Genomic DNA, 18,997 nt, shown 5'->3' on the forward strand with positions numbered 1-18,997 from the left:
CCAGCATGGTCCATTCGCGCGAATTTGGCTCGTCACCGGTGGTATTCGCGGGCGTGTCGGGTGAACGCCGGGTGAGTTCCGCCGTGGCGGTGCCCCGCGCCGGCGCACCCGGAAGGTAAGCTCACGGGAGTGCCCTCACCGCAGTCGCCGGCGTCGAAGCCGGTACCACAGTGGGGGTTCTTGCATGTCACAGCCGCACGTCACGGCCGAAGGCCGCGGCATCCGCGTTATCCGAGCAGGGGGTGAGCCGAGTTTGTCCGACACGACCGAACGGGTCCTCGGGGCACCGCCCGCCGAGCAGGACTCCACCGCCCGCCCGCTGCGGGCCTGGCAGCGCCGCGCGCTGACCAAGTACCTGACCCGGCGGCCGAAGGACTTCCTGGCGGTCGCGACGCCGGGCGCCGGCAAGACGGTGTTCGGCCTGCGGATCGCGGCAGAGCTGCTGTCGGACCGCACCATCGAGGCCGTCACGATCGTCACCCCGACCGAGCACCTGAAGCACCAGTGGGCCGCTTCGGCCGCGGCGGCCGGGATCGCGATCGACTCCAACTTCCGCAACACCACCGGCGTCACGTCGTCGGACTACCAGGGCGTCGCGGTCACGTACGCGCAGATCGCCGCGCACCCCACGCTGCACCGGGTGCGCACGGAGAACCGCAAGACGCTGGTCATCCTCGACGAGATCCACCACGGCGGCGACGCGAAGTCGTGGGGCGACGCGGTGCGCGAGTCGTTCACCCCCGCGGTGCGCCGGCTCGCGCTGACCGGGACCCCGTTCCGCAGCGACGATTCGGCCATCCCGTTCGTCACCTACGAGCCCGACGAGAGCGGCTTCCAGCGCAGCAAGGCCGACCACTCGTACGGCTACGCCGAGGCGCTGGCCGACGGCGTGGTCCGGCCGGTGGTCTTCCTCGCCTACTCCGGCGAAGCCTCCTGGCGCACCAGCGCGGGGGAGGAGTTCACCGCGCGCCTGGGCGAACCGCTCACCGCGGAGCAGAACGCGCGGGCCTGGCGCACGGCGCTGGACCCGGCGGGCGAGTGGGTCCCGTCGGTGCTCCAGGCCGCCGATACCCGGCTTTCGCAGCTGCGCGCGCAGGGCATCCCGGACGCGGGCGGCCTGGTCATCGCGACGGACCAGGAGTCGGCCCGCGCGTACGCGAAGATCCTGGAGCGGATGTCCGGGCAGACCCCGACCGTGGTGCTCTCGGACGACCCCAAGGCGTCCGGGCGGATCAAGGAGTTCTCCGACTCGACCGACCGCTGGCTGGTCGCGGTCCGGATGGTCTCGGAGGGCGTCGACGTGCCGCGGCTGGCTGTGGGTGTGTACGCCACCAGCGCGTCCACCCCGCTGTTCTTCGCCCAGGCCATCGGCCGTTACGTGCGGGCCCGCAAGCCCGGCGAGACGGCCAGTGTCTTCCTGCCCAGCGTCCCGGTGCTGCTGGAGCTGGCGAGCGAGCTGGAAGCCCAGCGCGACCACGTGCTCGGCAAGCCGCACCGCGAGAAGGAGGGCTGGGACGACGAGCTCCTCGCCCAGGCCAACCGGACCGAGGACGAGCCGGGCGAGGAGGAGAAGGCGTTCACCTCCCTCGGCGCGTCGGCCGAACTCGATCAGGTGATCTACGACGGCAACTCGTTCGGGACCGCCGTCTTCTCCGGCTCCGACGAGGAGCAGGAGTACCTCGGCCTGCCCGGCCTGCTGGAGCCGGACCAGGTCCGCGCCCTGCTGCGCAAGCGGCAGGAGGAGCAGCTCTCCGACGAGAAACGCCGCAAGCCCAAGGACGAGCAGCCCGCGGCGCCCGCGCGGCCGCAGTCGGTGAGCGAGCGGATCGGCACGCTGCGCAAGGAGCTGAACGCGCTGGTCGGCATGTACCACCACCGCACCAAGAAGCCCCACGGCGCGATCCACAACGAGCTACGCAGGGTGTGCGGCGGGCCGCCCACCGCCATGGCGACCATGGAGCAGCTCGAGGAACGGATCGTCACGCTCCGTTCCTGGTAGCGCCGGTCCCGCCCGCCCTGCTGGCCCCTCGCTCCAAGCGCCCCAATGTGGCGTTGGTTGCGCTCAACGCACCCAATGTGGCGTTGGGTGCGTGGAATCAGGGCTGGGCGCGGAGCGTCTCCGTTGAGGGTGGTGGTGGGGCAGGGCTGGAGCACCGAACGCCACATTGGGGCGCATCGCGTTGGGCCGACCGGGTACGCGCCGGGCCCGGGTTTCATGATCACTGCGCGTGTTCCGCCGGCGCCACGATCGACGGTCACGCTGAGTATGTGCTGGCGATCACTCCGTCAGGCGATTTACGCTTTCCGGACGGTCGCCGGGCCATGTTGCCGAACCGTGTCCAATTGGTGTCATTTAATCGATCCAGCTATCTTCCGCGAAGCTGCTCAGCGGCATATGTTGTCGGCCACAACATATGCGCGTCGGTGCGCCGGGTCCCCGGATTCACCGCCCGCGAGCATGATCCGGAAGGAACGAGGATGCGCAGCAGAACCCTTACCCTCCTTGCCGCCACGGTGAGCGCCGGCCTGGTGCTTACCGCTTGCGGTGCCAACTCCAACTCCGGGGGCTCTGCGAACAGCTCCTCGGCGGCCTCCGCTCCGGCGGGCGGCGGCGCCAACGGCAAGGTCGGCGTGATCCTCCCGGAGACCGCCACCTCCGCCCGCTGGGAAGCCTTCGACAAGCCGATGCTCCAGGCCGCGCTCTCGGCCCAGGGCTTCTCGGCGGACATCCAGAACGCCCAGGGCGACAACCAGAAGTTCTCGACGCTGGCCGACGGCTTCATCAGCCAGGGCGTCAAGGTCCTGGTCATCGCCCCGTCCGACCCGGCGGTCGGCGCGGCCATCGAGGCCAAGGCGAAGACCGCGGGCATCCCGGTCATCGACTACGACCGCCCGAGCCTCGGCGGCTCGGCCGACTACTACGTCTCGTTCGACAACGAGAAGGTCGGCGAGCTTCAGGCCCAGGGCCTGGTCGACGCGCTGAAGGGCAAGCCGAAGCCGGCCATCGTCCAGATCGAGGGCGCGCCGACGGACAACAACGCCACCCTGTTCGGCGACGGGCACGACAAGATCCTCAAGCCGCTGTACGCCTCGGGCGCCATGACGCTGGTCCGCAAGCAGGCCATCAACGACTGGGACGCCGCGCTCGGCGGCACCACCTTCGAGCAGATCTTCACCGGCGCCGGCGGCAAGATCGACGGTGTCGTGGCGGCGAACGACGAGCTCGCCGGCGCGGTCATCACCGTGCTGAAGAAGAACGGCCTCAACGGCAAGGTCCCGGTCACCGGCCAGGACTCCACCGCGGCCGGCCTGCAGGCCATCCTGCGCGGCGACCAGACGCTGACGATCTTCAAGCCGATCAAGGAAGAGGCGGAGAACACCGCGAAGCTGGCCGCCGCGCTGGCGAAGAACGACACGGCCGCCGCCGACAAGATCGCCACGGGCACGCTGCACGACCCGAAGAACAACCGCGACCTCAAGTCGGTCCTGCTGACCCCGCAGCTGATCACCATCAACAACGTCAAGGACGTCGTCTCCCAGGGCTACGTCAAGGCGTCGGAGATCTGCACCGGCGACCTCGCCGCCAAGTGCACCCAGTACGGCATCTCCTGAGCTGACTGAGTAGCACAACCCCGTTACCGCCGGGCCGGGATGCGTACCCCGACGACGCATCCCGGCCCGGTACCCACGCGAGAGATATGCGAACCCCATGAGCGAGCCCATTCTCGACATCAAAGGCCTGAACAAGAGCTTCGGCCCGGTCCACGTCCTGCACGACGTGGACTTCGCCGTGCGGGCGGGCGAGGTGACCGCGCTGGTCGGTGACAACGGCGCCGGCAAGTCGACCCTCGTCAAGTGCGTCGCCGGCATCCACCCCTACGACACGGGCACGGTGCTGTTCAACGGCGAGCCGGCCCACATCCACAGCCCCAAGGACGCCGGCGAGCTCGGCATCGAGGTCGTCTACCAGGACCTCGCGCTGGCCGACAACCTCGACATCGTGCAGAACATGTTCCTCGGCCGCGAGCGCGGCAGCCGCTGGCTGCTCGACGAGGCCAGCATGGAGAAGGCCGCGCGCGAAACGCTGGCCTCCCTGTCGGTGCGCACCGTGAAGTCCGTGCGCACCCCGGTCTCCTCGCTGTCGGGCGGCCAGCGCCAGACCGTCGCGATCGCGAAGTCGGTGCTGTGGAACAGCAAGGTCGTGATCCTGGACGAGCCGACCGCCGCGCTCGGCGTCGCGCAGACCCGGCAGGTGCTGGACCTGGTCCGCCGCCTGGCCGAGCAGGGCCTCGGCGTGGTGCTGATCAGCCACAACATGGCCGACGTGTTCGAGGTCGCCGACCGCATCAACGTGCTGTACCTGGGCCGTCTCGTGGCGGAGGTCCAGACCAAGGACGTGAACCACAGCCAGGTCGTCGAACTGATCACCGCGGGCCGGTCGGGCGACCTCGGCTTGGCCCGCCCCGAAGCCGTCGCGCTGTGAGCAACGAGAAAGAACCGGACATGACTGAGACCCCTGCCAAGCCCGCGCAGCCGGATGCCGCGGCGAACGCGATCGCCGACTTCGGCATCGACACCACGTCGATGTCCACGGGCGAGGCGATCAAGGACTACTTCGCGCGGATGAAGGACGGCCAGCTCGGCTCGATCCCGGCCGTGCTCGGCGTGATCGTGCTGGCGATCCTGTTCAGCGCCCTGTCGGGCGACTTCTTCACGCTGCGGAACATCGCGAACCTGCTCGCGCAGGGCGCGGGCCAGACCATCATCGCCATGGGCATCGTGTTCGTGCTGCTGCTGGGGGAGATCGACCTCTCCGCCGGCACCGCGTCCGGCCTGTGCGCCTCGGTGATGGCCCTGCACTACGTCAAGGCCGGCAACCTGCTGGGGTCCATGGGCACGGGCGTGTTCATCTCGTTCCTGGTGGTGCTCGGGATCGCGGTCGTGCTGGCGCTGCTGCAGCGCATCTGGGCGGGCGCGGTGATCGCGGCGATCGGCATCGGCCTGATCGCGTTCGGCGTGCCGGTGAACGCGTGGCTGGAAATGCTGATCGCGATCTGCGTCGGCACCGCGATCGGCTGCATCACCGGCTTCCTGGTGTCGAAGATCGGCATGCCGTCCTTCGTCGTGACGCTGGCGCTGTTCATCGTCTGGCAGGGCGTGATCCTGCAGTTCATCGGCGAGGGCGGCACGCTGCCGATCAGCACCAGCGACACGCTGAACGCGGTGGCGAACGGCAACCTCTCGGTCGCGGGCAGCTGGATCCTGTTCATCATCGCGGCCGGCGGTTACGCGCTCGTCGCGCTCGGACAGCACTTCTCCCGCCGCAAGCGCGGCCTGGTGGTGCAGCCGACGCCGATCGTGCTGTTCAAGGTCGGCGTGGTCGCGGTGCTCGCGGCGGTGTCGACCGCGCTGCTGTCGGTCAACCGCTCTTCGAGCAGCCTCGTGGTGATCCAGGGCGTCCCGTTCGTGGTCCCGATCGTGCTGGTGCTGCTGGTCGCGGGCACGTACGTGCTCAACCGCACGCGCTACGGCCGGCACATCTACGCGGTCGGCGGCAACAAGGAAGCGGCCCGCCGCGCCGGTATCAACGTGGCGAAGCTGCGCACCAGCGTGTTCGTGATCAGCTCGACCTTCGCCGCGATCGGCGCGATCGTCTACTCGTCGAAGATCGGCGCGGTCAACCCGCAGTCCGGTGGCCTCAACACGCTGCTGTTCGCGGTGGGCGCGGCGGTCATCGGCGGCACCTCGCTGTTCGGCGGCAAGGGCCGGATGATCGACGCGGTGATCGGCGGGACCGTGCTGGCGATCGTGACCAACGGGCTCGGCCTGCTCCAGCAGTCCTCGGCCGTGGTCAACATCGTCACCGGCCTGGTCCTGATGCTCGCGGCCTCGGTGGACGCGCTTTCGCGGCGCCGAGCGGCTGCGTCGGCACGCTGACGCGTGATGGGACGATTCAGCCGGTGAGCAGCTCACCCGTCGCACGACCCGATGAGGTGCGCCGGCACAACCGCACGACCTTGCTCCGCCTGCTGCACGTCAGCGGGCCCAGCACCCGGGCGACGCTGGCCACCGCGCTGGGGCTCAACCGCAGCACGATCAAAACGCTCGTCGACGGCCTCGCGGAAGCGGGCGTCGTCGAGGAGCGGGTGCCGAGGCCGGGACGGGGGGCGGGCCGCCCCTCGCTCCTGGTCCTGCCCCAGCCGCACGCGGCGGTGGTGCTCGCGGTCGACCTCCAGGTCGAGCACGTGGCGATCGCGCTGGTGGGGCTGGGCGGCCAGATCCTCGGCCGCAACAGCTGGAACCTGCACGGCCGGACGCGCACCGCGGACGAGGTGATCACGCACGTGATCGAGTCGGCCGCGGTGCTGGCCGGCGACCTCGGGGTCCAGCCGATCGCGGCGGGGGTCTCTGTGCCCGGGGTCGTGCGGCGCGCCGACGGCCACGTGCACGAGGCGCCCAACCTGCGCTGGACCGACGTCGCCCTCGGCGAACGGCTGTCCAGTGTGCTGCGGATCCCGATCCTCGTCGGCAACGACGCGGAACTCGGTGCCGTGGCGGAACATTTGCGCGGCGCGGCCCGCGGCTCGTCCGACGCCGTGTACGTCTCCGCCGACGTGGGCGTCGGCGGCGGCGTGATCGCCCAGGGCTCTTCGCTGCGCGGCGGCGCGGGCTACGTCGGCGAGATCGGCCACATGGTCGTCCGCCCGGGCGGGCGGCCCTGTTACTGCGGCAGCAGCGGCTGCTGGGAGACCGAGATCGGCGAGGCCGCGCTGTGCCGCGCTCTGGGCCTGCCGGAGGAGACCCCGCGCGGCGCCATCCTGTTCGAGCTGCGGGAGCTGTCCCGCAACCCGGAGGAGGCCGCGTCCCGGCTCGCGGAGTTCGCCGAGTGGCTGACCCTCGGCCTGGTCAACGTGGTCAACCTGCTGGGCCCGCAACTGGTCGTGCTGGGCGACCTGCTCACGGTGCTGCCGGAGTCGGTGCTCCAGCCGATCGCCGCCGAGGTCCGCCGGCGCAGCCTGGTCAGCCGCGCGGTCGGCGGCACCCGGATCGTCAGCTCGGCCCTCGGCGCCGACGTGAAGCTGCTGGGCGCTGCCGAGGTGGCGTTCGAAGTGGTCCTGGACACGGTCTGAGGCTCACGCCCCCGGCTCTGCCCCCGCTCCCGCCCCGGCCTCCGCTCCGCCCGGCTTTGAAGCGCCCCAATGTGGCGTTGGTTGCTCCAGCCCTGCCCCACCACCACCCTCAACGGAGGCGCTTCGCGCCCAGTCTTGATTCCACGCACCCAATGTGGCGTTGGGTGCGTTGGACGCACCGAACGCCACATTGGGGCGCATCGGGCGAAGCGGGAGGCGGGCCGAGCGTCAGGTGGGCCGGGGCGCAGCGGGCGGCGAGCTGACGGGGCGGGGCTGCGGCGAGAGAGCGCAGCGAGGGTGTGGGGGGGAGAGTGCGGCGAGTGAGCGTGGCGACGCTCCGGGCGTCGAGCGCTAAGATCCCCGGAACGCCAGAAGCGGCAGGCGCATCGGGCGCCTGCCGCTTCCGGTCGAGTTCCTTGGGGACCCCTTACTTCTGGATCTCCGCGGCCAGCTCCTTGAGCTTGGCCTCGTGCTCATGGGCGTGGTGCCCGCAGAAGAGCAGCTCTCCTCCGGAACTGAGCACGGCGCGTACCTGTGCCGCGGCCCCGCACCGGTCGCATCGGTCGACGGCGGTCAATTCGGGGCGGGTGAGCGTGGGTGATGTCATGGGGGTCTCCCTCCGTCCCGGTACCGGTCGCCCGGTACCTCGATCCAGCTACGCCCACTTCGGCAGTGATGCCCTTGGCGGGATCGCCTCCGGCTCCGCGGTGTTCGTGCTTCCACTCTTGCAGACGTTTGGCGGCCCGCAAGTGTTCCCGCACCGGTGGGACCTGTGTCACGCCGAATTACCCCGGTTGTCGTAATGGCGTCCCGATCCTTAGGACCAGACCACCCGCGGGAGCCTGTTTTTCGAGGTCAGGCACTATGCAGGAGTGGGTTCAGCACGTGTCGCCGGCCGGGCCGGCACCATTCCGGCACCGATCTTGTTCGTTCTCAGCGGAATTTCGATGTATGCCGGTGCGGCCATCGCGGTCGGCCTTTTCGGGCACGCGACGCCCGCGGGGGTGGCTTGGCTGCGGTGCCTGGGCGCGGCCGCGGTGCTGCTCGCCTGGCGCCGTCCGTCATGGGCCGCGTGGCAGGGCGGGCGGCTGTGGCTGGCGGTCGGGTTCGGGGTGGTCACGGCGGTGATGAACGTGGCCTTCTACGAGGCGATCGCGCGCCTGCCGCTGGGCACCGTGGTGGCGCTGGAGTTCGCCGGTCCCGTGGTCGTCGCGGCTTTCGGCTCGCGCTCGCGCCGGGACTTCGCCGCGCTGGCGCTGGTGGTCGCCGGGGTGGTCGCGATCGCGGACGTCCGGCTCGAAGGCAGCGCGCTGGGCGTGCTGCTCGCCCTCGGCGCGGCGGCCGCGTGGGCGGGCTACATCGTCCTCGGCAAACGCGTCGCGGTCGGCGGCAACGGCCTCGACAGCCTCGCGATCGGCTTCACGGCGGCGACCGTCGTGTTGTCCCCCTTGGCCCTCGGCACGGGAGAAGTGTGGTCTTCACCACGTCTGCTAGTGCTCGGAATCGGTGTAGGGGTGCTCTCGACGGTGTTGCCGTACGCGCTTGACCAGCTGGTACTGCGCCGCGTCGGCCAGGCCCGCTTCGCCGTGCTGCTCGCCCTGCTGCCCGTGACGGCCGGGGTGATCGGCTTCGTGGCGCTGGCCCAAGTGCCGAGCCTGCCCGAGGCGCTGGGCACGCTGGCGGTGGTCGCCGGCATCGCGCTGCGCGGGCGGGACAAGGCCGTGGCACCGCCGGGCTGACTAGGCCGACGGATCAGTTCCGGCGGAGCCAGAACGTCAGCCCCAGCCCGGATTCCTCGTGCGGCTTCGCGTCCCAGCCCGGTTCGCCCGGCTCGAAGACGGTGGCCAGCACCTCCTCCGCGATCAGTTCGCGGTGCTCGGCGAGCGCGCCGGCCGTCTGCTCATCCGCGGTGACGTAACGCAGTTCGATCCGGTCGGAGACGTCCAGGCCGCCCGACTTACGCGCGTCCTGGATGAGCCGGATCGCGTCACGGGCCAGCCCGGCGCGCCGCAGCTTCGGGGTCAACGCCAGGTCCAGCGCGAGCGTCGCGCCCGCCTCGGAAACCGCGGACCAGCCCTCGCGCGGGGTTTCGGTGAGCAGCACCTCGTCAGACGAAAGCGGCACGCTCGAGCCGTCGACCACCACGCTCGCGGTCCCGGCGGCGAGATCCCGCTGCAACGCCGCGGCGTCGGCCTCCGCGATCGCCTTCGCGACGGCCTGGACGCCCTTGCCGAATCGCTTGCCCAGCGGGCGAAAGGCGGCCTTCGCGGTGATGTCGACCAGCGGTCCGCCGGCCTCGGCGACGCCCAGCACCGCGCCGACGTTCAGCTCGGCCGCGATCTCCCCGAGCAGTTCCGGGCCCAGCTCGTCGAAGCCCTGCGCCGAAGCCAGCGCGCGGGCCAGCGGTTGCCGGGTCTTCACGCCCGACTCGGCGCGCGCGGTGCGGCCCAGCTCGACCAGCCGTCGGGCCAGCGCCATCTGCTCGCCCAGCGCCGGGTCGACGAGGCTGTCGTCCGCCACCGGGTAGGACGCGAGGTGCACCGACAGCGGGGCGTCCGCCTCGACCGGCACCACGAGGTCCTGCCAAACGCGTTCGGTGATGAACGGCGTGAGCGGGGCCAGCAGCAGCGTCACGGTCCGGACGGCCTCGTGCAGTGTGGCCAGCGCGGCCGGGTCGCCGCGCCAGAAACGGCGGCGGCTGCGGCGCACGTACCAGTTGGACAGGTCGTCGACGAAGGCGGCGAGCAGCTTGCCCGCCTCCTGGAGGTCGTACGCCGCCATCGCGCCGTCGACCCGGCGCACGAGACCGTGCAGTTCCGAGAGCAGCCAGCGATCCAGCACCGGCCGCTCGGCGGGCGCCGGGTCCCCCGCCGACGGAGTCCACTCGGCGAGGCGGCCGTAGAGCGCCTGGAACGAGACGGTGCTCCAGTAGGTCAGGAGGGTCTTGCGGACGGCCTCCTGGATGGTGGTGTCCCCGACCCGACGGTTCGCCCACGGCGAGCCGACGGCCGCCATGAACCAGCGCACCGCGTCGGCGCCGTGCCGTTCCAGCAACGGGATCGGCTCGAGCACGTTGCCGAGGTGCTTGGACATCTTGCGGCCGTCCTCGGCCACGATGTGCCCGAGGCAGACCACGTTCTCGTACGCGGAGCGGTCGAAGACCAGCGTGCCGACGGACATCAGCGTGTAGAACCAGCCGCGGGTCTGGTCGATCGCCTCGCAGATGAACTGCGCCGGGTAGCTCCGCTCGAACAGCTCCCGGTTGCGGTGCGGGTAGCCGAACTGGGCGAACGGCATCGAGCCCGAGTCGTACCAGGCGTCGATCACCTCCGGCACCCGCCGGGTGGTGGCGCCGCACTCGCAGGGGAAGGTGATTTCGTCGATATACGGCCGATGCGGGTCGAGCCCGGCCAGGTCGCGCCCGGCCAGCCCACCCAGTTCGGCGAGCGAGCCGACGCAGGTGAGGTGCCCGTCCGGGCAGCGCCAGATCGGCAGCGGCGTGCCCCAGTAACGCGACCGCGACAGCGCCCAGTCCACGTTGTTGGTCAGCCAGTCGCCGTACCGGCCGTGCTTGATCGTCTCCGGGTGCCAGTTCGTGCGCTCGTTCTCGCGCAGCAGCTCGTCGCGCACCTCGGTGGTGCGGACGTACCAGGACGGCTGGGCGTAGTAGATGAGCGCGGTGTGGCAGCGCCAGCAATGCGGATAGCTGTGCTCGTACGGCTGTTCCCGCAGCAGCAGACCGCGGGCGCGCAGGTCGTCGACGAGGGGATTGTTGGCTTCCCTGAAGAACATTCCGCCGACGAGCGGCACCCCGGCCTCGAAGGTCCCGTCCGGGCGAACCGGATTGACCATCGGCAGCCCGTACGCCCGGCAGCCGGCCAGGTCGTCGGCGCCGAACGCCGGGGCCTGGTGCACCAGGCCGGTGCCGCTCTGCGTGGTCACGTAGTCCGCGAGGATGACGAAGTGCGCGTGCGGCACCTCGACCAGGTCGAACGGGCGGCGGTAGGTCCAGCGTTCGAGTTCGCGGCCGGTGAAGGACTCGCCGGTGCGCGTCCAGCCGTCGCCGAGCGCCGGGGCGGCCAGTTCGTCGGCGACCACAACGCGTTCCTCGCCGTCGGTCAGCACGACGTAGGCGGCCTCGGGGTCCACGGCCACGGCGGTGTTGGACACCAGGGTCCACGGCGTGGTCGTCCAGACCACCAGCGACGTGGTGCCCGCCAGCGGGCCGGAAGTCAGCGGGAAACGCACGTAGACCGACGGGTCGACGTCGGTTTCGTAGCCCTGGGCCAGCTCGTGGTCCGACAGGGCGGTCTGGTCGCGCGGGCACCAGGGCGCGACCCGGAAGTCCTCGACCAGCCGGCCCTGCCCGAAGATCTCCTTGAGCGACCACCAGACGGACTCGATGTACGCCGGGTCCATGGTCCGGTAGGCGTCGTCCAGGTCGACCCAGTAGCCCATGCGCTCGGTCAGCTCGGCGAACGCGTCGGTGTGCCGGGTGACCGACTCGCGGCAGCGGTCCGCGAACTCGGCGATGCCGTACTTCTCGATGTCCGGTTTGCCGGCGAGCCCCAGCTCCTTCTCGACGGCGAGCTCGACGGGCAGGCCGTGGCAGTCCCAGCCGGCCTTGCGCGCGACGTAAAAGCCCTTCATCGTCTGGTAGCGCGGGAAGACGTCCTTGAAGACGCGGCTCTCGATGTGGTGCGTGCCGGGCTTGCCGTTCGCGGTCGGCGGGCCCTCGTAGAAGATCCAGCCGGGGCGGCCCTCGGACACCTTCAGGCTGCGGGCGAAAACGCTGTTCTCGCGCCAGAAATCGAGCACCTCGTGATCGAGGGCCGGCAGGTCGACCTGCCCCGGTACCGGGTTGTACATGACGTCCTCCCTCGGCGCGCTCGACGTCGGCCAGCTCGGAAGGTACCCCGGGCCGCCGCGCCCGGGCTCCCGCTTTTCGCGGCCGGGGTCACAGCCGCCGCGGATGGCCCGGACCGCGCGGACCGGGGATACTGGCCCGGTCCCGGGAGGTGGCGATGACCAAGGCGGCGTCCGCGGTGGCCAAGGAGCTGGCCGCGGCCGGGGTGGCCGGCGTCCACCTGGCCTGGGCCGACAACAACGGCATCCCGCGCTCGCGCATTGTGCCCGTCGGCGGGCTCGCCGGGGCCGCCGCGCGCGGGGTGGGCGCGACCTCGCTGTTCGCCGTCTTCGACAGCCACGACGCCATCACGTACGGCCATTCGGGGCTCGCCACGCCGTCGGGTGACATCCGGCTGGTGCCGGTGGTCGAGCGGATCCGGCGGCTGGCCGGGCAGGCCGCGCTCGCCTGGGCGCCGGCCCGCCAGCTCGCCGCCGACGGCTCGCCGTGGCCGTACTGCCAGCGCACGGTGCTGGAGCGCCAGGTCGCCGAGGCCGGGCGGCGCGGGCTGGAATTCCGGGCGGGGTACGAGCTGGAGTTCACCGTCGCGCCGGCTGGCCGGGTTTCCGAGCCCGGGCACCCCGGCCCCGCGTACAGTCCGCACGCGCTCGTGGGCCTGGACGGCTTCGTCACCGCACTGCTGAACGATTTCGCCGCCAACGGCCTCGAGATCGGCCAGCTGCACGCCGAGTACGGCGTCGCGCAGCTGGAGCTGTCGCTGGCCGCGACCGACCCGCTGTCCGCGGCCGACGACCAGCTGCTCGCCCGCCAGACGATCCACGCCGCCGCCCACGCCCACGGGCTGGTGGTGAGTTTCGCGCCGCTGGTCGGCCTCGGCGCGGCCGGCAACGGCTGGCACCTGCACACGTCGGTGCGGCGCCGGGGGCGGAACCTGTTGTCCGGTGAGGGTTTGCCGGCCGGTGAAGGGGCCGCGTACCTCGGCGGGCTGCTGCGTGACCTGCCCGCGCTGACCGCGGTCACGGCACCCAGCGTGCCCTCGACGCTGCGGCTGCGGCCGGGCTTTTTCGCTGGGGCGTATGCGTTCTGGGGCGTCGAGAACCGCGAGGCGCCGCTGCGGTACGTGCCGGGTTCGAAGCTGCTCGGGCCGGATCACGCGAACGTCGAGCTGAAGACGTCCGACGCGTCGGCGAACCCCTATCTGGCGCTGGCCGTCGTGCTGGCCGCCGGGATGGCCGGGATCGAGGACGACGCGGGCCTGCCCGAGCCGATCGGGCAGGACCCGGGCGGCTGGACCGAGGGCGAGCGCGAGACCCGCGGGGTGGCGCCGCTGCCCGCGACCCCGGCCGAGCAGGACGCGGCTTTGCTGGCCTCGCCCCGCGTTTCGGGCGCACTCGGCGACGAGCTGCTCGGGGCGTTTCGCGCGGTGCGCGCATCCGACGCGGCGTGGGCGGCGGAGCGCAGCACCGAAGCAGTCATCGCCGCGCACCGGTGGCGGTACTGAGCCTGATGTCCTCCCGTGTAGACGGTGACCACACCGGCCTGTCCCGCGTGCACTGGCTGCCCGGCGGCGCGCGCCTGGCCGCCGAGGCGCGGGCCGAGCTGCCGCAGAAGGACGGTCTGGCCGCGGCGTTCACGGCGCTGGCCGCGCTGCGTGCCGCCGGTATCGCGGTGGCGGACCAGGACGAGGTCGCCGTCGCGGCAGGCACCGTGCGAGGCCCGGGCGGACCGCCGCCGGGTGAGAAGGGCCGGTCGGACTTCCGCCTGCGCATCCCGTCCGATAACGCGACGGCGGGCACTTCGGCGGTGGGCTTGGCCTCGGCCGTCGAAACGCTCTCGTCGGGCCGCCTGCGCGCGGTCCCGGCGACGGGGGAGTGGACCGCCACGACGTTGTTCGATCTGCTGGTGTCCCTGTGGGACCTGCCCCGGGTGGCGGTGATCGCCCGGGTGGACGCGGCTGAGCTGGGTGCTCCCGACACCCCGGAACGTGCGCTGCTCGACTACCTGGACACCGGAGTTCCTCCACTGTGGACGAATCGCTGGCGTCCGGAGGGTGGGCATCACGTGCTCGTGGCGGGGGTTCGGATCGGGGCGGAGGGTACGTTGTTGTCCGTTGTGGACACTTATCCGGTGTTGGGGGACAACGGGATTCACGAGCAGCCGTTGGAGTGGGTCACCGCCGCGTTGCGTGAGGAGCCGGGCACCCTGCTGCTGGTCGTCGATGCGGAGCACGCGCCGACCCTCGAGCGGGCCGTGCTAGCAGCAGGCCTAACCCCGCGAATGCCGTGACGGCCCCAGTCAAAAGGGGCCGCCACAGCCCCCGTCACTCGGCTTTCGCGTTGCCCGGGGCCAGCCGGGAGTGCTTGCGGCCGTAGAAGAAGTAGATCAGCAGGCCCAGGACCAGCCACGCGGCGAAGCGGATCCAAGTGAGCACGTCGAGGTTCAGCATCAGGTAGAAGCACGCCACCGCGGCGATGATCGGCACCACCGGGGAAAACGGCACGGTGAACGGCCGTTTCAGGTCCGGCCGACGGCGCCTCAGCAGGGGCACCGCCACCGCGACGATGATCATCGCCGACAGGGCGCCGATACTGACCATGTCGGCCAGGGCGGAGATCGGGACGAACGCCGCCAGCACGGCGATCAGGACCGCGCCGGCGATGGTCATCCGGTGCGGGGTACCCCAGCGCGGGTGCGCGGTGCCGATCGCCTTCGGCAGCAGGCCGTCGCGGCCCATGGCGAAGCCGATCCGGCCGATGGTCACCAGCTCCACCATCATCACCGAGGTCAGGCCGGTCACGGCGCCGAGCGAGATCAGCGCGCCCACCCAGTGCTGGCCGACGCGGTCGAAGGCGTCCGCGAGCGGGGCGCCGGTGTTGATGTCGGTGTACGGGATCATGCCGGTCAGCACGATCGAGACGCCGATGTAGAGCACCGCGCACACCGCGAGCGCGCCGAGGATGCCGACGCGGAGGTCCTTGCGCGGGTTGATCGTCTCCTCGCCGAGGTTGGCCAGTGCCTCGAAACCGGTGTAGGCGAAGAAGACCACGGCGGCGGCGGTGACCATGCCCGCGACGCCGTACATGGTCTGCTCCAGCCCCAGCGCGGCCTGGATCACCGGCTGGTGCAGCGCGCTGGCGCCCTCGGCCGCGGGCTGCGAAGGCGGGATGAACGGCGTCAGGTTGGCGCCCTTGATGAAGAACACGCCGACCGCCAGGATCAGCACGCACACCGCGACCTTCACCACCACGAGCACGTTCGTCAGCCAGGCCGACTCCCTGATCCCCAGCACCGCGACGACGGTCAGCACCGCGATGATGAGCACGGCGCCGACGTTCACTTTCGCGTCTTCACCGAACCACGCCGGTGACAGCCCCAGCAGGTTCGCCAGGTAGCCGGACCAGCCGCGCGACACCACGGCCGCGCCGAGCGCGAACTCGAGCAGCAGGTCCCAGCCGATGATCCAGGCGAACACCTCGCCGAGCGTGGCGAACGCGTACGTGTAAGCACTGCCGGCCGTCGGGACGCTGGACGCCAGCTCGGCGTAACACAGCGCCGCGAGCCCGGCGACGATCGCGCCGAGCACGAACGACAGAGTCACCGATGGACCGGCGTGCGTCTTGGCTTCGACGCCCGCCAGGGTGAAGATGCCCGTGCCGATGATGATCCCGACGCCGAACCCGATCAGGTCGCGCCCCTTCAGGCGCCGCTTCAGCTCGCCAGAGTCCTGCCGCTTGAGGACCTCGTCCACGTCCAAAGTTCTCCGCACACCCATGGGGGAACGTTAGAAGCTGACGGCCGCTCGCGCAGATCGGCTGGTCCGAAGGGGGAAAGCTACTCGCCGGTGAGACCGTTCTCCTGCGCCAGGATCGCCGCCTGGACCCGTGAGCGCAGGTCGAGCTTGGTCAGCACGCGGGAGACGTGCGTCTTCACCGTGGTCTCGCCGATGCGCAGGCGGGTGGCGATCTGGGCGTTGGACAGGCCGGCGCCGAGGCAGCCCAGCACCTCCACCTCGCGGTCGGTGAGATCGCCGAGCCCGGCGGGGGCGGCGGCCGGCTTGTCCGCGGTCTGCGCGAACGCCGTGATCAGCTTGCGCGTGACCTGCGGCGCCAGCACGCCCTCGCCCGCGGCGACGAGCTTGACGGCCTCGATCAGCCGAGGCGCCTCCACCGACTTGAGCAGGAAGCCCGCCGCGCCCGCGCGAAGGGCGGCGTGCACGTACTCGTCGAGGTCGAAAGTGGTCAGCACGAGGACTTCGGCCAGCCCCTCGGCGATCACCTGGCGGGTGGCGGTGATGCCGTCGGTGCCGGGCATCCGGACGTCCATCAGTACGACGTCGGGCTTCAGGGCCCGCGCCTGCCGGACCGCCGCGGCCCCGTCCGCCGCCTCGCCGACCACCTCGATCCCCTCGGCGTTGCCCAGGATGAGCATCAGCCCGGCCCGGATCGCGCCGTGGTCGTCGGCCACCAGCACCTTGACCGTCACGTCCGTCCCTTCGCCAGCGGCAGCTCCGCCCGCACCAGCCAGCCCGAGGCGGACGGGCCCGCGCTCAGCGTGCCGCCCACCGCCCTGGCCCGCTCGGCCATGCTCGCCAGCCCGTGCCCGGTCCCGCCGGTGCGCGCCGCCGCGGCCCGCAGCTCGTTGCTGACTTCCACGGTCAGTAAACCGCCCTCGCGGCGCAGCTGCACCAGCACCCGACCGCCCGGGGCGTGCTTGACCGCGTTGGTGAGCGCCTCCTGGGCGATCCGGTACGCGGTGAGGTCGACCGCCGCGGGCAGCTCGGCGCCGGTGTCCACTGTGGAGTCCACCGTCACCTCCATGCCGGTGGCGCGCGCGGACTCCACCAGCCGTGACAGCTCGGCCAGCCGCGCCGGGGCGGTGGTTTCGTAGTCCTGCCCACCGGTCCCGGACGCCGCGCGCAGCAGACCGATCATCGCGCGCATCTCGTCGAGCGCGCTGACACTGTTCTCCCGCACGGCTTCCAGCACGGCGCGGGACATCTTCGGGTCGTCCGCCATGGACAGCGCGGCCTCCGACTGGAGCGCGATCGCGGACAGGTGCCCGGCGATCACGTCGTGCAGGTCGCGGGCCATCCGGGCGCGCTCCTCGGCCACCGCGGCGCGCTGGTCCAGCTCGGCGATCTTGGACAGCTGCGCGGCGTGGGCCCGCTCGGTCGCGGCGGCGTCGCGGTGCTGGCGGACGTTCGCCCCCCACCACACCGGGACCAGCAGGAACGGCAGGATGCCGAGCGAGGCGAGCACCGCCATCCGCCACTCGACGGACGCGGCCACCGCGCCGAACAGCACGCTCAGCGTGGCCGCCGCCGTGACCCCGATCAGCACGCGGGTCGTGCGGCGGGTCCCGTACACCGTCGCCGCGTACAGGAAATCGGTGTAGACGACCACCACCGGCAGCGAGGGGCCCAGGACCAGGTCGGTCACCAGCACGGCGGTGGCCAGGAGCAGGCCGCCGGGCACCCAGCGGCGCAGGAAGACGAGCCCGCCCAGCGCGGCCAGCTCCAGCAGCCGCACCCACAGCCCGAACGGGTCGGGGCCGGCCATCAGCCGGTGCATGCCGGTGAGGTAGATCGCCAGCCCGATCAGGACGACGAACAGGGCGATCAGGCCGTCCTGCTGCCGCGCGGGCAGCTCCCGGGGCCTGAGCAGGGCCGGCCTGTGGAGGGGTCGCAGCGGCACGACCCCATGAGAACACACCCGCCGGCGGCCGTCGTCCTCCGAAGTGATGACCTCTTGATCATGCCCTTCACTGATCCGCGCCGGCCAAGATCGCGCGAGGGTGGATGGCATGAACGCGATCGGGAACTATCTCGTGGACAACCCCATGACCCTGTTCATCATCGGTGGTGAGGTGGCCTTCTGGGTCTTCATCGTGGGCGGGCTCATCGCCCGGTACCCGCTGAAGCTGAAGAAGTTCAGCACCGTGCTGCTGGCCGCGGTGCCGCTGATCGACCTGGTGGTGCTCGGCGCGACCGTGGTCGACCTCTCGCGTGGGGCAACGCCGAACGCCACCCACGGCCTCGCCGCCGTCTACCTGGGCTTCAGCGTGGTGTTCGGGCCGGCCATGGTGCGCTGGGCGGACGTGCGGTTCGCGCACCGGTTCGCCGGCGGGCCGCCGCCCGCGCCGAAGCTGCGCGGCAAGGCGAAGACGCGACATGAGTGGCGTGAGTGGTTCCGGTGCCTGCTGGCGTCGGCGATCGCTGCCGTGCTGCTGCTCGCCGCGATCTTCCTCGTCGGCCGGCCGGGCGAGGTCCAGCCGCTGTGGGACTGGCTCCCGCGGCTCGGCGCGGTGATCGCCGTCTGGCTGATCACCGGCCCGCTGTGGCAGGAGATGTTCGGGAAGAAGTCCGAGCCGGCCCGGGCGAAGGTGAGCCGGTGATCGAGCTCGCCGGCCTCCTGCTCGTCACCCTGGGCGCCGGCGGGCTGATCAACCGGCTGGCCGGCGCCGCGGACCCGGGCTGGTTCGTGCAGCTGCGCGTCCTTCCGCCGCAGCTGCACATCGGGGCCAGCGTGGTGCTCCTGCTTGTCGGGGCGGGCCTTCTGTTCGCCCAGCAGGCCCGCAAACACCACCGCGATCGGTCCCGCTGAGGCTTACCATGGGTGGATGACCGGGCCTCTGGTCCTCTTCGCCGTGGTCTGCCTCGCCCCCTCGGCGCTCTTCTGGTGCGCGTTGCGCGTTCCGGCCCTCTACCGCTGGGCAGCCCGCCGCCGTCCCGGCCGCGCGGTGCCCGCGGGGCCGCCGATCGAACAGCTCTCGGCCGACCTGCGGCGGGTGCGGCGTCAGCTGTCCGGCTACCCGCCCGGCACCCCGGCGGCCCGCCGCTACGGCACCCGCCAGGCGTACGACGAACTGCTGGCGACGGCGTGCCGCGAGGTCGGCGTCGACCACCAGCTCGCCGCTCTGCCGGAGGGCATCAACCGCGACCTCGAACGGCTGCGGGTGGAGGATTCGCTGCGGCAGCACGGACTGGTCGTCTCCTGAGCGC

The 18,997-nt window shown here is 71.4% G+C and carries 16 protein-coding genes; 11 read left to right on the plus strand and 5 right to left on the minus strand.

All coding sequences use genetic code 11. The features are described from left to right. Positions 1 to 253 precede the first annotated feature (253 nt). The 5 genes from OG371_RS30375 to OG371_RS30395 all read left to right on the plus strand — a co-directional run bounded on the left by OG371_RS30375 (position 254) and on the right by OG371_RS30395 (position 7,130). Positions 254 to 1,999, plus strand: coding sequence for a DEAD/DEAH box helicase (locus OG371_RS30375; protein ID WP_329058843.1), 1,746 nt, complete (start codon positions 254 to 256; stop codon positions 1,997 to 1,999). A 479-nt stretch (positions 2,000 to 2,478) separates the two neighbouring features. After that, complete coding sequence (locus OG371_RS30380; RefSeq protein ID WP_329058845.1) at positions 2,479 to 3,612, plus strand: sugar ABC transporter substrate-binding protein; 1,134 nt, start codon at positions 2,479 to 2,481, stop codon at positions 3,610 to 3,612. 97 nt (positions 3,613 to 3,709) lie between these two features. Then, positions 3,710 to 4,483 (plus strand): ATP-binding cassette domain-containing protein, encoded by a 774-nt coding sequence (locus tag OG371_RS30385; RefSeq protein WP_329058846.1) that lies wholly within the window; start codon positions 3,710 to 3,712, stop codon positions 4,481 to 4,483. 20 nt (positions 4,484 to 4,503) lie between these two features. Then, positions 4,504 to 5,937: a sugar ABC transporter permease gene (locus tag OG371_RS30390; RefSeq protein WP_329058848.1), complete on the plus strand. Its 1,434-nt coding sequence runs from the start codon at positions 4,504 to 4,506 to the stop codon at positions 5,935 to 5,937. A gap of 23 nt (positions 5,938 to 5,960) precedes the next feature. Beyond that, complete coding sequence (locus OG371_RS30395) at positions 5,961 to 7,130, plus strand: ROK family transcriptional regulator (RefSeq protein ID WP_329058849.1); 1,170 nt, start codon at positions 5,961 to 5,963, stop codon at positions 7,128 to 7,130. A gap of 427 nt (positions 7,131 to 7,557) precedes the next feature. On the opposite strand, the gene OG371_RS30400 is transcribed toward OG371_RS30395, so the two are convergent. Then, the gene (locus OG371_RS30400) at positions 7,558 to 7,737 is read right to left on the minus strand and encodes a DUF7455 domain-containing protein (protein ID WP_091617869.1); all 180 of its coding nucleotides are present in this window, start codon (positions 7,735 to 7,737) and stop codon (positions 7,558 to 7,560) included. A gap of 340 nt (positions 7,738 to 8,077) precedes the next feature. Here OG371_RS30400 and OG371_RS30405 point away from each other — a divergent pair, with 340 nt between their 5' ends. Beyond that, positions 8,078 to 8,869: an EamA family transporter gene (locus OG371_RS30405; protein ID WP_329058850.1), complete on the plus strand. Its 792-nt coding sequence runs from the start codon at positions 8,078 to 8,080 to the stop codon at positions 8,867 to 8,869. A 13-nt stretch (positions 8,870 to 8,882) separates the two neighbouring features. On the opposite strand, the gene ileS is transcribed toward OG371_RS30405, so the two are convergent. Then, positions 8,883 to 11,999 (minus strand): isoleucine--tRNA ligase, encoded by a 3,117-nt coding sequence (ileS, locus tag OG371_RS30410; protein ID WP_329058852.1) that lies wholly within the window; start codon positions 11,997 to 11,999, stop codon positions 8,883 to 8,885. 155 nt (positions 12,000 to 12,154) lie between these two features. On the opposite strand from ileS, the gene OG371_RS30415 reads away from it, so the two are divergent. Continuing rightward, positions 12,155 to 13,498 carry a glutamine synthetase family protein gene (locus tag OG371_RS30415; protein WP_329058854.1) on the plus strand — a complete coding sequence of 448 codons (1,344 nt, stop codon included), beginning with the start codon at positions 12,155 to 12,157 and terminating at the stop codon, positions 13,496 to 13,498. A gap of 5 nt (positions 13,499 to 13,503) precedes the next feature. Beyond that, on the plus strand, positions 13,504 to 14,283 hold the full coding sequence (locus OG371_RS30420; protein WP_329058855.1) for a DUF6885 family protein: 780 nt from the start codon (positions 13,504 to 13,506) through the stop codon (positions 14,281 to 14,283). Positions 14,284 to 14,317: 34 nt separating this feature from the next. On the opposite strand, the gene OG371_RS30425 is transcribed toward OG371_RS30420, so the two are convergent. From OG371_RS30425 to OG371_RS30435, 3 genes are read right to left on the minus strand one after another with little or no spacing between them, the layout of a single operon-like run. After that, a complete protein-coding gene (locus OG371_RS30425; protein WP_329058856.1) occupies positions 14,318 to 15,769 on the minus strand; it encodes an APC family permease in 1,452 nt (483 codons plus the stop codon). A 59-nt stretch (positions 15,770 to 15,828) separates the two neighbouring features. Further along, positions 15,829 to 16,479 carry a response regulator transcription factor gene (locus OG371_RS30430; RefSeq protein WP_329058857.1) on the minus strand — a complete coding sequence of 217 codons (651 nt, stop codon included), beginning with the start codon at positions 16,477 to 16,479 and terminating at the stop codon, positions 15,829 to 15,831. Continuing rightward, complete coding sequence (locus OG371_RS30435) at positions 16,476 to 17,684, minus strand: sensor histidine kinase (protein WP_329073307.1); 1,209 nt, start codon at positions 17,682 to 17,684, stop codon at positions 16,476 to 16,478. The genes OG371_RS30430 and OG371_RS30435 overlap by 4 nt, the downstream gene beginning before the upstream one ends. A gap of 115 nt (positions 17,685 to 17,799) precedes the next feature. Here OG371_RS30435 and OG371_RS30440 point away from each other — a divergent pair, with 115 nt between their 5' ends. From OG371_RS30440 to OG371_RS30450, 3 genes are read left to right on the plus strand one after another with little or no spacing between them, the layout of a single operon-like run. Continuing rightward, positions 17,800 to 18,390, plus strand: a complete 591-nt coding sequence (locus tag OG371_RS30440) for a hypothetical protein (RefSeq protein WP_329058858.1) — start codon at positions 17,800 to 17,802, stop codon at positions 18,388 to 18,390. Beyond that, complete coding sequence (locus OG371_RS30445; protein ID WP_329058859.1) at positions 18,387 to 18,599, plus strand: hypothetical protein; 213 nt, start codon at positions 18,387 to 18,389, stop codon at positions 18,597 to 18,599. Before OG371_RS30440 ends, OG371_RS30445 begins: the two co-directional genes overlap by 4 nt. Before the next feature lie 16 nt (positions 18,600 to 18,615). Next, entirely contained in the window at positions 18,616 to 18,993 is a 378-nt protein-coding gene (locus tag OG371_RS30450) for a hypothetical protein (RefSeq protein WP_329058861.1), read from the plus strand. The last annotated feature ends 4 nt before the right edge of the window (positions 18,994 to 18,997 follow it).

It is taken from the genome of Amycolatopsis sp. NBC_01480 (genome assembly GCF_036227205.1).
GTDB lineage: Bacteria > Actinomycetota > Actinomycetes > Mycobacteriales > Pseudonocardiaceae > Amycolatopsis.

Bases quoted from the DNA above. Each gene is read 5' to 3' on its own strand.
- OG371_RS30385 (WP_329058846.1), top strand. From the start codon at position 3,710: ATGAGCGAGCCCATTCTCGACATCAAAGGCCTGAACAAGAGCTTCGGC.
- OG371_RS30390 (WP_329058848.1), top strand. From the start codon at position 4,504: ATGACTGAGACCCCTGCCAAGCCCGCGCAGCCGGATGCCGCGGCGAAC.
- OG371_RS30440 (WP_329058858.1), top strand. From the start codon at position 17,800: ATGAACGCGATCGGGAACTATCTCGTGGACAACCCCATGACCCTGTTC.
- OG371_RS30400 (WP_091617869.1), bottom strand. From the start codon at position 7,737: ATGACATCACCCACGCTCACCCGCCCCGAATTGACCGCCGTCGACCGA.
- ileS (WP_329058852.1), bottom strand. From the start codon at position 11,999: ATGTACAACCCGGTACCGGGGCAGGTCGACCTGCCGGCCCTCGATCAC.
- OG371_RS30380 (WP_329058845.1), top strand. From the start codon at position 2,479: ATGCGCAGCAGAACCCTTACCCTCCTTGCCGCCACGGTGAGCGCCGGC.
- OG371_RS30425 (WP_329058856.1), bottom strand. From the start codon at position 15,769: ATGGGTGTGCGGAGAACTTTGGACGTGGACGAGGTCCTCAAGCGGCAG.
- OG371_RS30405 (WP_329058850.1), top strand. From the start codon at position 8,078: ATGTATGCCGGTGCGGCCATCGCGGTCGGCCTTTTCGGGCACGCGACG.
- OG371_RS30420 (WP_329058855.1), top strand. From the start codon at position 13,504: ATGTCCTCCCGTGTAGACGGTGACCACACCGGCCTGTCCCGCGTGCAC.
- OG371_RS30415 (WP_329058854.1), top strand. From the start codon at position 12,155: ATGACCAAGGCGGCGTCCGCGGTGGCCAAGGAGCTGGCCGCGGCCGGG.
- OG371_RS30450 (WP_329058861.1), top strand. From the start codon at position 18,616: ATGACCGGGCCTCTGGTCCTCTTCGCCGTGGTCTGCCTCGCCCCCTCG.